The 14,806-nt window shown below is 42.2% G+C and carries 18 protein-coding genes; 4 read left to right on the top strand and 14 right to left on the bottom strand.

What is annotated here, in order from left to right; translation table 11 throughout:
* Positions 1–301 (bottom strand): hypothetical protein (locus tag AB1488_05725; GenBank protein ID MEW6409596.1); only part of this gene is annotated, 301 nt, incomplete at its 3' end.
* A gap of 79 nt (positions 302–380) precedes the next feature.
* Between AB1488_05725 and AB1488_05720 the strand changes: the two genes are divergently transcribed.
* A complete protein-coding gene (locus AB1488_05720) occupies positions 381–980 on the top strand; it encodes a flavin prenyltransferase UbiX (protein ID MEW6409595.1) in 600 nt (199 codons plus the stop codon).
* Between the two features lie 11 nt (positions 981–991).
* On the opposite strand, the gene AB1488_05715 is transcribed toward AB1488_05720, so the two are convergent.
* The 8 genes from AB1488_05715 to AB1488_05680 form a co-directional block, all read right to left on the bottom strand.
* Positions 992–1,738, bottom strand: a complete 747-nt coding sequence (locus AB1488_05715) for a prepilin peptidase (GenBank protein ID MEW6409594.1) — start codon at positions 1,736–1,738, stop codon at positions 992–994.
* A 9-nt stretch (positions 1,739–1,747) separates the two neighbouring features.
* On the bottom strand, positions 1,748–2,077 hold the full coding sequence (locus AB1488_05710) for a hypothetical protein (protein ID MEW6409593.1): 330 nt from the start codon (positions 2,075–2,077) through the stop codon (positions 1,748–1,750).
* 74 nt (positions 2,078–2,151) lie between these two features.
* On the bottom strand, positions 2,152–4,338 hold the full coding sequence (gene recG / locus AB1488_05705) for an ATP-dependent DNA helicase RecG (GenBank protein MEW6409592.1): 2,187 nt from the start codon (positions 4,336–4,338) through the stop codon (positions 2,152–2,154).
* Complete coding sequence (gene nusA / locus AB1488_05700) at positions 4,322–5,344, bottom strand: transcription termination factor NusA (GenBank protein ID MEW6409591.1); 1,023 nt, start codon at positions 5,342–5,344, stop codon at positions 4,322–4,324. The genes recG and nusA overlap by 17 nt, the downstream gene beginning before the upstream one ends.
* Positions 5,345–5,836 (bottom strand): ribosome maturation factor RimP, encoded by a 492-nt coding sequence (gene rimP / locus AB1488_05695; protein ID MEW6409590.1) that lies wholly within the window; start codon positions 5,834–5,836, stop codon positions 5,345–5,347.
* An 83-nt stretch (positions 5,837–5,919) separates the two neighbouring features.
* Complete coding sequence (gene larE / locus AB1488_05690; GenBank protein MEW6409589.1) at positions 5,920–6,738, bottom strand: ATP-dependent sacrificial sulfur transferase LarE; 819 nt, start codon at positions 6,736–6,738, stop codon at positions 5,920–5,922.
* A 25-nt stretch (positions 6,739–6,763) separates the two neighbouring features.
* Positions 6,764–7,648 (bottom strand): universal stress protein, encoded by an 885-nt coding sequence (locus AB1488_05685; GenBank protein ID MEW6409588.1) that lies wholly within the window; start codon positions 7,646–7,648, stop codon positions 6,764–6,766.
* 12 nt (positions 7,649–7,660) lie between these two features.
* Positions 7,661–9,013 carry a sodium:proton antiporter gene (locus tag AB1488_05680; protein ID MEW6409587.1) on the bottom strand — a complete coding sequence of 451 codons (1,353 nt, stop codon included), beginning with the start codon at positions 9,011–9,013 and terminating at the stop codon, positions 7,661–7,663.
* A gap of 431 nt (positions 9,014–9,444) precedes the next feature.
* Here AB1488_05680 and AB1488_05675 point away from each other — a divergent pair, with 431 nt between their 5' ends.
* From AB1488_05675 to AB1488_05665, 3 genes are all read left to right on the top strand, one after another.
* Entirely contained in the window at positions 9,445–9,864 is a 420-nt protein-coding gene (locus tag AB1488_05675) for a hypothetical protein (GenBank protein ID MEW6409586.1), read from the top strand.
* A 279-nt stretch (positions 9,865–10,143) separates the two neighbouring features.
* Positions 10,144–11,004: a prohibitin family protein gene (locus AB1488_05670; GenBank protein MEW6409585.1), complete on the top strand. Its 861-nt coding sequence runs from the start codon at positions 10,144–10,146 to the stop codon at positions 11,002–11,004.
* Between the two features lie 160 nt (positions 11,005–11,164).
* Positions 11,165–11,341, top strand: coding sequence for a hypothetical protein (locus AB1488_05665; protein MEW6409584.1), 177 nt, complete (start codon positions 11,165–11,167; stop codon positions 11,339–11,341).
* 76 nt (positions 11,342–11,417) lie between these two features.
* On the opposite strand, the gene AB1488_05660 is transcribed toward AB1488_05665, so the two are convergent.
* The 5 genes from AB1488_05660 to AB1488_05640 form a co-directional block, all read right to left on the bottom strand.
* On the bottom strand, positions 11,418–12,938 hold the full coding sequence (locus AB1488_05660) for a tripartite tricarboxylate transporter permease (protein MEW6409583.1): 1,521 nt from the start codon (positions 12,936–12,938) through the stop codon (positions 11,418–11,420).
* 62 nt (positions 12,939–13,000) lie between these two features.
* Complete coding sequence (locus tag AB1488_05655; GenBank protein MEW6409582.1) at positions 13,001–13,573, bottom strand: tripartite tricarboxylate transporter TctB family protein; 573 nt, start codon at positions 13,571–13,573, stop codon at positions 13,001–13,003.
* Between the two features lie 4 nt (positions 13,574–13,577).
* A complete protein-coding gene (locus AB1488_05650; protein ID MEW6409581.1) occupies positions 13,578–14,045 on the bottom strand; it encodes a tripartite tricarboxylate transporter substrate-binding protein in 468 nt (155 codons plus the stop codon).
* A gap of 35 nt (positions 14,046–14,080) precedes the next feature.
* A complete protein-coding gene (locus AB1488_05645; protein MEW6409580.1) occupies positions 14,081–14,266 on the bottom strand; it encodes a hypothetical protein in 186 nt (61 codons plus the stop codon).
* Between the two features lie 16 nt (positions 14,267–14,282).
* A complete protein-coding gene (locus AB1488_05640; GenBank protein MEW6409579.1) occupies positions 14,283–14,555 on the bottom strand; it encodes a hypothetical protein in 273 nt (90 codons plus the stop codon).
* Positions 14,556–14,806: the final 251 nt, after the last annotated feature.

Here is a 14,806-nt window from a genome sequence, read left to right as displayed (position 1 = left end):
GGGCGTCAAAGCCACTTGTATGGATGAATGTTGCTATCTTTACCGCTATCTGGTCAAGGAGGGCATTAAGCGTCCTGTAATGGTGTAGATAGAATCTTGTGGGGTGGTCTTCTATCTCAGCGAGCACACGATCAGATACCTTCACCGCTATAGATATACCGTTAATAAGTCCCTCTGTAAGAGACTCTGGAAGGTTATCAAAATGCCCCCTCAGGTCATTTATATATCCCACACCAAAGGCAACCGCACCAGAGTCAAGGGCAGTGTTCTTTAGTTTCTGGTATACCTCTCTACGAGTCATAGACTTTCAAATCTCTTGGCTTTTGCCTCAAAGTTATGATAAAGTTTATCACCAACAGCCTTAAAAGGCAAGGCAGAGAATGAAGACATATACTATAGCCATTACAGGTGCAAGTGGAAGCATTTATGGAATAAGGCTTATGGAGTATCTCATGAGGGAGGGACATAGGGTGTATCTGACCATTACAAAAGAGGGATTCTCTATCATAAAGGATGAGGTCGGATACAACTGGTGCGGCTCTGAAGAAAGGGTAGCAAGGAAGATAAAAAAAGATACAGAGATAAAAGAAGGTGAACTCTTGTTTTTTTACGAGGATAACCTCCATGCACCGATAAGCAGTGGCTCGGTAAAGGTTGATGGGATGATTATCATACCATGTTCGATGAAGACCCTTTCAGGTGTGGCTAATGGCTATGCAAACAACCTCGTAGAGAGGGCGGCTGATGTGATAATAAAGGAGAAGAATCAACTTATAATCGTCCCGCGGGAGACGCCACTCAATGCAATACATCTTAAAAACATGCTCACTCTCGCAAGACTCGGTGTATATATCATCCCTGCTATGCCTGGCTTTTACCATCATCCGAAGATCATTGATGATATGATAGACTTCATCGTCGGAAAGGTCCTCGATGCCCTCCATATAGAAAACAGCCTTTTTAAGAGATGGGGGAATTGATCTTTCGTCTTTCAAACCAGATGCAGATAGAGCCTCACGATGCGGTCGCTGAAGAAGAGTGCAATAATAGCACCTAAAGAGAGAAACGGTCCAAAAGGAATCGGCGATTTTCGTCCAAACCCCTTAAATATCATCAGGCTGATTCCTACGACCGCACCGATAAGTGATCCAACGAATATAGTTATGAGCATTCCCTTCCATCCAAGGAAGGCACCTATCATCGTTATTAATTTGACATCACCTCCACCCATCCCACCAGAGAAGACAGCAATAAGATAGAATAAGGTACCACCAAGAACAGCACCGATAATGGAGCTCTTAAATCCAACTGGCAGTATGGTGGATGCAGTAACCAGTCCTACTGCTATGCCCGGAAGCGTTATCCTATCGGGGATTATCCAGTGTTTTAAATCTATAAATGTTATAACTATGAGTGCTGAGATAAAGATGCAGTAGATGACCGCTTCGGCCGGTCTAAAGATAGATGCAATAATAACATAGCAAATACCGTTGAGTAATTCGACTGTAGGATATACAGGTGATATGGCCTGATTGCATGACCTGCACCTCCCTTTAAGAATTAGATAGCTGATGATAGGTATATTGTCATAGGAGTGAATCTTATCTCCGCATGAAGGACAATGCGATGGAGGAGATATAATAGATTCACCTCTCGGCATGCGATATATACATACATTAAGAAAGCTTCCTACAACAGCCCCGAAGGCGAATATTGCAATATAGATAAAGAGGGGCATTCCTCAACTCTACGAGTCATTGACTTTATATGTAGTGATAAGTTGAATCTCTTTCTGCAATCGTTCAAGTTCGAGTCTTAAAGACTTAATCTCTTCAATCCATGCGGTAACATCTGCATCTTTGAGTATGTTTTTTTCCTTCTGTTCAGTGAGGATATAAATCCTCTCACCTATCTTCTGGTATGCGGCTGTTATTTTTCTCTGTATCCGCCCCTTTTTCTGCGAGAGTTTAAAAACACCAACTTCTATAGTCAAACGCTCAGCGATTAACTTTGCATACTCTTTTATGCTTCCTGAGGCATCAATGATACTTTTTCTTATGCGATCCCAGAATAACATTACGCTAACCAATTCTGAAATAAGCTGTGCATTTTCAGAACAAGTATATCAGGGTATGAAAGAAAAGTCTAATATTAACTTATCTTGATAAGTTCTAACCTTCCTTCCCACTTCTTTTGCAGTGCCTCCTTTATTCCCTTATGGAGTAGATTTTTAAAATCGGCGTCTTCTTCGGCAAGCCTGAATGCCTCTCTTCGGGCATCCTCAAGTATCCTGACATCTCTTACAATGCTTGCGAACCTTAAATCAGGTAGTCCTGATTGTTTAGTCCCGAAGAATTCTCCTGGACCCCTTATCGAGAGGTCCTCTTCTGCAATCTTGAACCCATCATTGGTCATTGTCATTACTTTAAGTCTTCTCTTAGTGTCTTCTGAGAGTGGTGGTGATGCCATCAAAAAACAGTAAGACTGGTAATCACCCCTTCCAACCCTCCCTCTGAGTTGATGTAATTGAGCCAGACCGAAACGTTCTGCGTGTTCTATTAACATGACAGATGCATTGGGCACATCCACACCTACTTCTATGACTGTCGTGGTCGCAAGAATCTCTATCTCGTCCATTTTGAAAGAATTCATAATAGATTCCTTTTCATCAGACCGCATCCTGCCATGAAGTAACTGAACCCTTTTTGAAGGAAAGACATCTCTCGCCAGATGTTCTGCCATCTCTGTTGCCGCCTTGAGGTCTACCTTCTCAGACTCCTCTATTATCGGATAAACCACATATGCCTGTCTTCCTTTATTTAGTTCTTCTTCTAACAGTTTGTAAACAAACTTGCGCTGATTTTCGTAGAAGAACTTTGTTATTACATTCTTTCTTCCTGGAGGGAGTTCATCTATCACCGATATATCCAGATCGCCATAGAGGGTAAGTGCCAGTGTTCGTGGAATAGGGGTCGCAGTCATCACAATAACATCTGGATTTAGCCCTTTTTTCCTCAGTGTGGCCCTCTGCATGACTCCAAATCTATGCTGTTCATCTATAATGGCTATACCGAGCCTCTTAAATACCACCCCTTCTTGTATAAGGGCATGAGTCCCTATGATAATGTCCGTCTTACTGTCTTGAATATCTCTTAATGCCATTTCCCTTTCTTTGCCTTTCAGGGCACTTGTAAGTAAGACCGCATTGATTCCGAGGTCTCTGAGCCACTTCTTTAAGTTAAAGAGGTGCTGTTCCGCAAGTATCTCTGTAGGTGACATCAATGCTGATTGATAACCATTCTCTACAGCTATTAGCATTGAGAGAAATGCAATGACCGTTTTGCCACAACCCACATCACCCTGGATAAGCCTGTTCATAGGATGAGGTGATGACATATCTTTCTTAATATCTTCATATACCTTCTGCTGTGCATCGGTGAGTTTGAATGGCAGATGTTCAATAAATCCTTTAGTCAGTCTTTCCTGTATATCGAATCTTATACCTTTTTCTTCAATGCTCGTCTTCTTCTTTTTTAGTGCGAGTCCAAGTTCAAGGAGGAAAAGTTCATCGAATATAAGCCTTTTGTGCGCCATTGTGGCACTGTTGTTCAACAGATTTATATCCAATTCATGTTCCGGAAAATGAACCTCTCTGAAAGCCTCAGAAAGAATCGGAAGATTATACTTTTTCCTTATATAATCAGGGAGATGTTCTGGTAGGTGGCTGGCATAGAGCATTACTATCCCTCTCATTATTGAACGGAGATGTCTTACCGAAAGCCCTTCTGTAACACGGTATACAGGCACAATCCTCCCTGTATGTATGAGTATGTCATCGTCTCCTTCGATAATCTCATATTCAGGATTATCCATTTCATAAAAAATAAATAATCCCCTTTCACCAGCCTCTCCCCTATGGGGAAAGCCCTGAACTCCACCGCCATAACCTCTGACAACACCTGTGAGTATTACCCGTGAGCCTGTGGTGAGAACCTTCTTGAGAAAAGGTTGGTTGAACCACTTTGCCCTGAGAACTCCTGTCCCATCTGTTATGATAACCTCAAAGATTTTGAATCCTCTCCTTGGCGTGATAATTAGATTTGCCGACTTTATTATCCCTGATACAGTTTCTTTTGAACCCCACTGCAGTGATGCAATGTTTTTTAGCATCCGTCTATCCTCATATCGCCATGGAAGATAGTCTAATGCATCCTTGATGGTTTTTATACCGAGCCTGTTCAACAGGATAGATCTCTTCGGTCCTACGCCTCGTGCATACTGAATCGGTGTCTGGAGATCATGGTAGATGGGTCTGTATCTTTTATTCTGCGTCAACACTCTCCTCTGAAATCGCAGCAGATACCTCTTTATCTAATTCATCTTTCCTTACTTTTTCATATTCTGACTCACTCATTATATCTATGTCCCATCCTGTAAGTCTTACAGCCAGCCTGACATTCTGCCCCTTCTTCCCTATTGCCAGAGAGAGTTGCTGGTCTGAAACAACAACAAGGGCAGATTTTTCCTCTTCATTTATACCAACCTTTTCGACAACAGCAGGGCTCAGCGCCTTTGCTATAAGTATGTTTGGGTCATCTATCCATGGAATAATATCTATCTTTTCTCCTTTTAATTCCCTTACTATTGCCTGCACACGTGACCCTTTCATTCCTACACATGCCCCTACAGGATCCACAGATGGGTCTTTAGAATAGACTGCTATCTTTGTTCTATCTCCGGCTTCACGAACTACACCTTTTATCTCAACAATCCCTTCATATATCTCAGGGACTTCCATCTCAAAGAGTTTTGCAACAAAAGAGGGATGTGTCCTTGAAAGGACTATCTGTGGTCCTTTTGAAGATGTCTTAACATCAATGATGTATGCCCTGAACCTATCACTTCGCTTATATACCTCTCTTGGCATCTGTTCCCTCTGTGGGAGTATCCCTTCTGTTGTACCGAGGTCAACAATATAACTCCCCCTTTCCTGCCTTAGAACCACACAGTTTATAACCTGCCCGACCTTGTCTTTAAACTCATTGTAGATAACCGCACGCTCAGCCTCTTTTACCTTCTGTATTATAACCTGTTTGGCTGTCTGTGCAGCTATCCTCCCCAGATCCTTTAAATCAACATTAGGAACTGGTTCTCCATCTATTATCTTTCTGGCATCAATAGCTCCAGTCTTTGGGTCTATTGTTATTTCCATATCCTGTATTGAGCCATATCTTTTTTTAGCTGCAGAAAGGAGTGCAGACTCAAGGGTAGATATAAGGGTCTCTTTGGATATCCCTCTCTCTTTTGCTATCTGCTCGATAACATTGATTAGTTCACGATTCATCTATCGGATACCTCCGAATTCTACCTCAAGACTCCCCCTTTTGATTATATTAAAAGGTATCTTAATTGTCTGCTTACCCGTATCGATTATTATTTCATCGCCTTCGACTGCTGTTATCCTTCCTACGAAGAACCTTTGTTGTTCTACAGGGATACTTGTGGTTATCCGAACAAGTCTTCCCATATATCTCTTATAGTCCTTTGCTTTTTTCAAAGCCCTATCGAGCCCAGGAGAGGATACCTCAAGTATATATGATGCAGGTATAATGTCTTCCACATCAAGGATAGCACCCACCTCCCTGCTTACCTGTTCACAATCATCTATGGTAACACCGCCTTCTTTATCTATAAATATCCTCAGAAGCCATCTTCTCTTAGCTCTCTGGCATACAATCTCAACAAGCTCTATCCCCATACCGTCGAGTATCGGGGTAATAATGTTACCAACTCTATTGATGATAGCTTCGTTTGTGCCTTCAGTCATCATTTTCATTAAAAATAAAAGAGTGGGAATACCCACTCTTTTATTAAAAATATCATAAAGACCTCCCTAATGCAAGTGAAAATAATTTTACATTAGCAATTCACTCTTTTAGTCTTCAGAACTTCATTCATACTACCTGTTCTATACCCCTCAAGATCAAGACAGATATAAGTATACCCGGCAGATTTAATAGCAGAGACTACTTCCTTTCTGAGGTCTTCATCAGCAAATTTTGGTATCTCACTCTTTTCTACCTCTATCCGTGCAATATCTCCGTAATGCCTAACCCTGAACTGAATGAACCCGAGTCGTCTCATTGCAGATTCTGCAGCCCCCACCTTTTTGAGAGCCTCTTTTGTAATGCTCATACCGTATGGAAAACGGGATGAAAGACAGGCAGATGAAGGGGCATCCCATGTTTCAATCTCCATCTCCGCTGAAAGTACCCTTATCTCTTCTTTTGTAAGCCCAACCTCTTTTAAAGGACTTCTTATGCCGAGATCCTTCGCAGCCTGCATGCCAGGACGAAAATCACCTGTATCGTCATGATTAGAACCATCTATTACAAATGCGATACCTTCCTGTCTTGCTATATCAATGAGTCTGGTAAAGAGTTCTCCCTTACAATAATAACAGCGCTCGGGAGGATTACTCGAGAAAGACTCGTTTGAAAGTTCCTCTGTTTCTATAATCCTGTGCCTGATACCAAAGCCTGTGGCTACCCTTACTGCCCTTTGAATTTCACCTTCAGGGTATGTCTCAGAGATTGCAGTCACTGCAAGAACCCTATCGCCAAGAACATCATGGGAAACCTTCAGGAGAAATGTGCTATCCACACCACCAGAGTATGCGATGAGCACACTGCCCATCTCTGATAACATCCCTTTAAGTCGAGCAAACTTATCCTTCATAATCTAAGTCTACCATAGAAAGGTTCTATGGCACAAGTAGAGTTGGAAGCTCTGATATATCTGCTATGCGATGTGAAACACTACCAGGCAGTAGTTCATGGAGTCGATCTTTTCCTGTTGTTCCAACTATTATCATACTTGCTCTCAATTCCCTTGCGATACGCAGGATTTCAGAAGTCGTGTCACCAGATGACAGATGAAATTCTGCTTTAATCCCTGCATTTCTTAAGATCTTACAGTATCTTTCCAGCCTCTCGGTATTTTCATTCTCGAGACGATATAATTCTGATTTATCTTTACCCTTTAAAATCTTTTCACCAATCACATGGCAGATAGCAGCCTCTTTAACTACATTTTTAAGGGATAACAGTAAATCGAAAGCCCTATTTGATGGTTCAGACCAATCAGTTGCTATCAAAGGCTTATCGAAAATGCGGTCATTTATTCGGGTAACTATCTCACCAGCCCATTCAAACTGAACCATATATTTATTAACGAGGACTGGAATAGGACTACGACGGAGGATTTCGAGCGTACAGGAACCGAGATGAAGCTTTTCTACCGTCCTTTTCTTTCTACCTGCGACAATAAGGTCAACTTTTTCTCTCTCTGCAATCGAAAGAATCTTGGGTACAGGTTCTCCAACCTCTATTATAATCTTACTATCTACGCCTTTCTCTGATAGTGCCTTCTGCCAATCTTCAAACTTCATCCTTGTCTCCTCCCTGAGTCTCTCCTCTTCCTTCTTCAGGTAGCCTCCATAGGGGACAAATGCCACATCTTCCCTCGGGATGATATAACTCAGAACTACCTCTTTCAGGTCTGCATCTTTAAGCACAAAAAGGGATTCAAGGGCGTTAAATGTAAGTTCTCTGAACTTTGTTGTAAAGAGAATCTTTTCTATTTTCATGGGTATCTCCTCTCAGATAAAGAAAATATAGGTTACTAAAATAAAAACCGGCACCAGCATAGGTATGGAATATTTTATCATATAACCCAAAAAACTTGGCATCGGTGTGCCTGACTCCTCTGCTATTGAGCGGACCATAAAGTTCGGTGCATTCCCTATATATGTATTTGCTCCGAAGAAGACTGCAGCGGCTGAAATAGCCTTTAGATAGATGGCATTTTCGCTAATTAAGAGCGAAACAGCTTGGGGTTCTGGCATCACGGGATAGAATCGACCAATGGCTGCACTGAAAAATGTCAGATAGGTAGGTGCATTATCAAGGAGACTTGAGAGGGTGCCGGTAATCCAGAAATAATGAAGAGGCTCATTTATTCCCTCTGTGAGAAATGCAAGCTGTCCTTTTGCTCCTGCTTTAAGGATAAGCAGGCAGGGTGCCATTGTCACAAAGATACCTATAAAGAGATATGCAACCTCCTTGATTGGAAACCATGTGAATTCATTGTCCTCTCTGATTTTCAGAGGTGTAAATTTCAACGAAAGTATGCCCATGATGATTAAAAGTCCATCACGCACCAGATCCTGCACAGCACGGTGCACACCTAATATTGAGACCTCTCCCCATCTGACAATGCCGCTCATCAATATAGAAGCAATTATTCCACCTAAAAAAAGAAGGTTATACAGACCTTCCAGTTTGAACGGTTGATTAACCTCTCCTTCATCTGGAGGTTTGATTCCTTCCTTTTTATAGAAATAAGCATCTAAAACAAAATATATTGTCAATACAATACCAGCCACTAACAACATATGGGGTAATATCTTAAATGTCCAGAAAAATGGAACACCATGAAGGAATCCAAGAAAAAGCGGTGGGTCTCCTAAGGGAGTAAGGGAACCTCCAATATTAGCCACGAGGAAAATGAAAAATACCACCATAAATGACCTGTGCTTCCTGTATGAATTTGCTCGCAAGAAGGGACGAATCAATAGCATGGATGCCCCTGTAGTCCCCATCCATGATGCAAGTATGACTCCTACAATGAGTATACCTGTATTGACTGCAGGTGTCCCTCTTAATGTTCCCCTGAGAAGTATCCCACCTGAAACTGTATAGAGAGCCCAGAGGAGTATGATAAAAGGAATATAATCAGCAATGATAATATGAAGGAGTTCATAAAGGGCTATCCCTTTATAAACAATCAACAGTGGTATGGCTATGAGTATAGCCCAGAAAGCTGAAATCTTTCCAAAGTGATCGTGCCAGAACTTTGGTGCAATAAGCGGGAAGAGGGCAATCGAAAGCAACATCCCGACAAATGGGATTATACTCCATAAAGGGAGCACCTCACCTAATATCATACATATATCCTCCTTTTAATCATAAGGGTTATTATCTCACAATAATAATCCTGTCTTCAAGAGATTATTATCCGCCAAATCTGCTGATAGAATTTAACGGACTCCCTTTTTAGCCTCGGAAATGCGCTTTTTAAATAGGCGCAATCTTTTAAACGTGCATTTCTATCTCTCCTTCGCTCTCTATATCAAATAGTATGCTGATTTTCCCTTCAAATCCCCTCTTCGGAACGTACCTCTCCTTCGCCATATTTGAAAAGTCCCAATCTTGAAAAGTCGGTTCGACAGATCAGGTAAATGACGCACTTCAACAAGTTCCTTTATCCCAAATCCCCTCAGAAACTCCGCATACACCGAAAGCCCAGCCCTCGGTGTTATCTCATAGTCGGTGATCCCTTTTCTGGTTGACTTCTTATGGTTTTTTATGATAGTAATAAATTATGACGTTTCAAAAAAGACATCTCTTTAAATTTTTATTTCTTATTTATTTTCCCCTCTATGTTATATCTCCTCTTTGTTATGCCGGAGAATGGTTAAATGAAGATTACTCAATTGGCTATAAAACAAGGCATAATGTAAAAAATATTCAGGTTGTAGGGGCACTGGTTTTTTTAAATTTTTTTCAACAAAAAGATGATGAGAACAGCCAATCTAATGTTTATCTCATGATAAAAAAACCATGTGCCGTGTTAGCTCCAAATACCATTGTAAAGTTAACACACTCAGTAACCGCAGTATTTTCTTCTAATAACATTTTCTTTTCTTTAGAACCTCTTATATCTTTAGTTCAATCCATAAACTCACTTCCTGAGGATGGCTATTATCTGTCATTTTCAGGGCTTTCACCACTTCTTGTTTAGATAATCTTGTATTCCTTTCATAGTATATAGACATAATAGAAAGGAATCCCTAGTTTTTTAATTCCTACAAAAGAGGTTGTCCAGATAAGTAAGTAACCCGTAAATGACAGGGTAACACCCTGCATTGAGCAGTTTAATTTAAAGAGGTTTCTGGTGTAAAAACAGAAGAGAGGATGGTATATCTAAGAGAGGAGAAGGATTGGAAACGTTAGCAACACCTTGATTTTCAAGGTCTAAAGAGTCTGCATAGCAGACTCTAAATTTAAAGGAGGTAGTATAATGGATGAAAGAGATATTTACATGGCTAAGGAGAAAATAACCTCTGCAATGAAGAAAGGACCTATGGGGTTAATACTGATTATTGTAGCAATTCTGGTGTTTCTCCTGTTTTTACATCCATGGGTTCAGATTGGAGCAGGTGAAAGAGGGGTTGTCCTTAATTTTGGTGCTGTTCAGGAGAATGTGCTTGGAGAAGGGCTACATTTCAGGGTACCCATAATGCAGAGAGTTGTCCCAATGGACGTCAAGGTTCAGAAGGTGGTGACTGGTGCTGCAGCTGCCTCGTCTGACCTTCAGGAGGTGAGCTCAGAGGTTGCGCTTAACTATCATATAATACCTGATAAAGCAAATATTGTTTATCAAACCATTGGGATACACTTTAAAGAGCGTATTATAGACCCCGCGATACAAGAAGTAATGAAGGCTGTGACAGCCAAATACACAGCAGAACAACTTATAACAGAGAGACCAGCAGTAAGCGAGGCAATGAGAGCAACCCTTGCTGAAAGACTCATGGCACACAACATAGGAGTTGATGCATTTTCTATTGTCTCTTTCAGTTTCTCTAAGGCTTTTACAGAGGCTATTGAGGCTAAACAGACAGCAGAACAGCTTGCACTAAAGGCAAAAAGGGACCTGGAGAGGATAAGGATAGAGGCAGAGCAGAAGATTACAGCAGCAAAGGCAGAGGCAGAGGCATTGAGGCTACAGAGGGCAAATATTTCACCAGAGCTTATAGAGCTTAGAAGGGTGGAGGCCAATCTCAAGGCTATAGAGAAATGGAATGGAATTCTCCTTCAGGTTACAGGTGGCGGAGCGGTGCCATTTATAGGCGTAGGTGAAGTGCAGAAAAGTCAATAGTTAGGAGTCGAGGGTCAAGAGTCAAAAGACCTGACATAAAATCAAGCTTATGCTTAATATTATTAACAGTTTAGTGGGTAATATCTGCAGATACCTATAAGTTCTGAGGTAGATGCTCAGTAAGTTTGAGTGCAGGGTTTTCGAAAGGAGGTGAATTAAGTTGAAGAGGATCATGGCATTGTTAATTTCCTTATTGGTGATAGTAGCATTTAGCCTTTCCATCGGGTGTGCTCCAAAGAAAGAAGAAAAACCAGCGCCACCACCTGTGAAGGAGGAAGAGCCAGCAAAACCAGCCGAACCAGCAAAGAAGCCTGAAAAGGAAGCACCAGGCTATTAAATGGCTCGTAACCAAAAGTAAAAATGGTATGCGTTATAACATTTATACAAAGTATGTATTTTAATTTTATAGGTGGTTATGATTTTTGCCTGCGAAATTTACCTTTAAGTAAAGGATAGAGCAGATCGGCAAAGGAAATTACCATGAACACTGCGCTGATGGGTCGGGTAAAGAAGACCAACAGGTTGTTTTGATGCATGGTCATAGAAACTCTAAAATAATCCTCTGCAAGGGGGCCTAAGATGAGACCTAAAACCATGGGGGCAACTGGCAACTTCATACGCCTCATTAAATAGCCAACAATCCCAAAAATCATAGCGAGCCATATGTCCATCACATCATTTCGTAGAGCGAAGGCGCCGATGGAACAGAAAACTACGATAAAAGAAGCCATGATGGCATACGGCACACGGAGGAGTTGAGCAAAAACCTTGGCGGCTCCGATGCCCATGAAAATCATGATGAAGTTGGTCAGGAGAAATCCCACAAAAATAGTGTATACAAAGTGAGGGTTCTCAGCGAAAAGAAGGGGACCAGGATTTATTCCTTTAAGCTTAAAAGCCCCCAACATCACAGCAGCAGCCGCACTTCCGGGAATCCCCAAACTCAGCAATGCCATCATCGCTCCTCCGGTAGAGGCGTTCGCCGCTGTCTCTGGAGCGGCGAGCCCGGCCATGCTACCTGAACCAAATTTCTCACGAGCCTTTCTAACCTGGCGTTCAACCCCATAAGTGACAAATGCCGCAATAGCTGCCCCTGCACCTGAAATCATCCCGATGATGGTGCCCATCCCTAACCCTCTGCTGATGCTACCCCTTAGATGCCAGAGGTCCTTGGGTCTGGGCATATTGGTTTTTACTTTGACCTTCTCGGTTGTCTCCTTCTCGGTTGTCTCCTTGGTAATATCTTTACAACTTTCTGTCTCGAGCATATCTAAGATTTCCCCGATGGCAAAAAGACCGATCATCACGATGATAAAATCAATCCCGGTTTCCAGCAGCTCTGTCCCAAAACTAAAACGAAATGTCCCGTAATGGGGATCTACGCCCACTGTGGCAAGAAACATCCCGATTAACATTGAAATAAATGCACCCAGCACCGAGGTGGTGGCCAGTGCTACTACACTGGTGAGCCCGAAGAAGACAATGGCAAAGTATTCTACCGATGAGAACTGAAGTGCGATTTTAATAAAGGGTGGAGAGGCGAAAGTCATAATTAATCCGCTCGCCAGACCGCCGATTGCTGAAGTGGTGATAGCCACCCCCAGAGCAATAGAACCTAACCCCTTTTTCTTCAGGGCATATCCCTCCCATGTCTGCGGGACATTCATTGGATCTCCTGGAATGTTAAAGAGTATCCCTGTAATTGTCCCAGCATAGCAGCCACCGCAATAAATCCCTATCATAAGCAGGAGGGCTGGAGTAATGTCCATAAAATAAGTAAAGGGAAGGACAAGAACAATTGCATTGACCATAGTAATCCCTGGAAGAACCCCTGCCACCATGCCGATTGCTAATCCAAAGAATATCATCAGGATGTTCAGCGGGTGGAGTGAAGCAATCAAGCCGTTGAAAAGATATGTAGCAACATCACCCATAACACTCACCCCTTGAAACCATTGATTCTATTCCTTCTTCAGAGTCTTTGATTACCATTGCATCAGAATATTCCCAGAATCTTGTAAATCGCGATAGTGAGATCATCGAAAAAGAATCTCCCTTTAGGCAGAGGAATATAAACCCATTTGACGAAAAGGAATGCAATAAAAAGGGTCCCAAGTACCGTAATAAATAGAAGGTAAATCGTCTTCCTCCATCCTCCCAGATAGGTGAAAGCCCATAGGAAAATCAAACAACCCAGAGGGAAGCCCAAAACACTGATCGCTAATACAAAGCCAAATACCAAGAGGATAGCACTTACGAGAATTTTCCAATTTCTCTGGGTTTCGACCACTTCCTCTACAGATACTCCGTTTTCTATATCTATAATTTTCTCGGTGGATTCCTCTGGTGTCGGTATGCGACTATCCTTCCATATGTAGTAAATCTTTACCAGAGAGCAAAAGATCAAAGCCAAAAGGATTGCTCGTGGCCAGGTGGCTGGCCCCATCTGTCCCGGCAGTTTACCCGGAGCCTGTATAGAGCCAGCGTGGACAAAAAGAAAAATGTTTATGACGAGAAAAAGTACCTGACCACTAATTTTTGTGACCAACGACCGGTAGTATTTAGACATACTATTATTTTAGCTTATAATCCCTCGCAAACTTATCAAGGATATCAAACTCTTCATACACCCGTTTGTGGAAATCCTCAGGTCCAAGATAACTGTCGGGTTCAGCCATTTCATCCTTCAGGTATTTTTGCCAGGCGGGCGTCTCTACTATCTTCTTCAGAGCGTCTTCCAGAGTCTTAACCATATGTGGAGGAGTCCCTTTTTTCACAACCAAGCCCCGCCAGTTTGGAAAACCAATCTTGTATCCCAGTTCATAAGTAGTTGGGATATCGGAATAGAATTTTGACCTCTTGTTGGAAAAGAACATAATCGGTCTAATCTGCTTGGCGTCCAAAAATGCCTTGACATCCCCAGGTTCTTCATAGAGAACATCAACATGCCCTCCTAATGGGGCGGCATAGCGCTCGGCAGGTTTGGCAAAGGGCACACCGATAAGTTTAAGTCCCTGAGCATTCAGAAAACGGACAGATATATCGTCCAGGTTTCCATGCCCGTGAATGGCTACTTTCAGTGGCTTTTCCTTAGAGCGATCCTGATTAGGTCACGAGCGTCCTTAATTGGACTGTTATATGGCACAAAGAAGGCAGAATCTTGCTTGATCAGACGGGAAAGCCATACAAAGTCATCAATTTTAAAGTCTCCGAGTCCCACAGTAGCCCATGAGCAGACGACTCGCCCCATATAAACTGACATTGTATACCCATCAGCCTTACTTACCAGTTTTTACTTTCATGAGGGCGGCGTTTCCTCCAGCTCCAGGCAAATTGGAGACAGGAAAGGGAACCTTGAGTTGCTTTTCAAAGAGTGGAGATATCAAACGGGCCAACTGGTCGGCACCTCCTCCAGGTCCACTGGGCACAACGAGGTCAATAGGACGATTAGGATATTTACTCTGTGCCTGGGATAGGTTAACAAAGGTAAACAGGATTCCAGCTGCAAAAAGCGCAAGCCAAACAATAATAAACATTTTGCCTCGAAACATAATATCCCTCCTTTCTATATTATTGTGGGCACCAAAGTGCACGCTGAGCTTAAATTTAATGCTACTAACAACTTCTTAAATGTTCATTTCAAAACCACAGCGAAATGCAATTCGCTGGACTGTGGTTTATAGCGCCGCTTTGCCCACATACCGTCTCTTAACACAGAAATATTCTTTCCATCTCCTCCATGCACGCTGCCCCATTATTAGCTCTTCATCAGGGTCACCTATTGGAAATTGGTCTTTAGGGA

The sequence above is a fragment of the Nitrospirota bacterium genome, assembly GCA_040756155.1.
Classification (GTDB): Bacteria; Nitrospirota; Thermodesulfovibrionia; order JACRGW01; family JBFLZU01; genus JBFLZU01.
The sequence above is the reverse complement of the archived record's forward strand: the minus strand, read 5'-3'. Positions and strand labels throughout refer to the sequence as shown.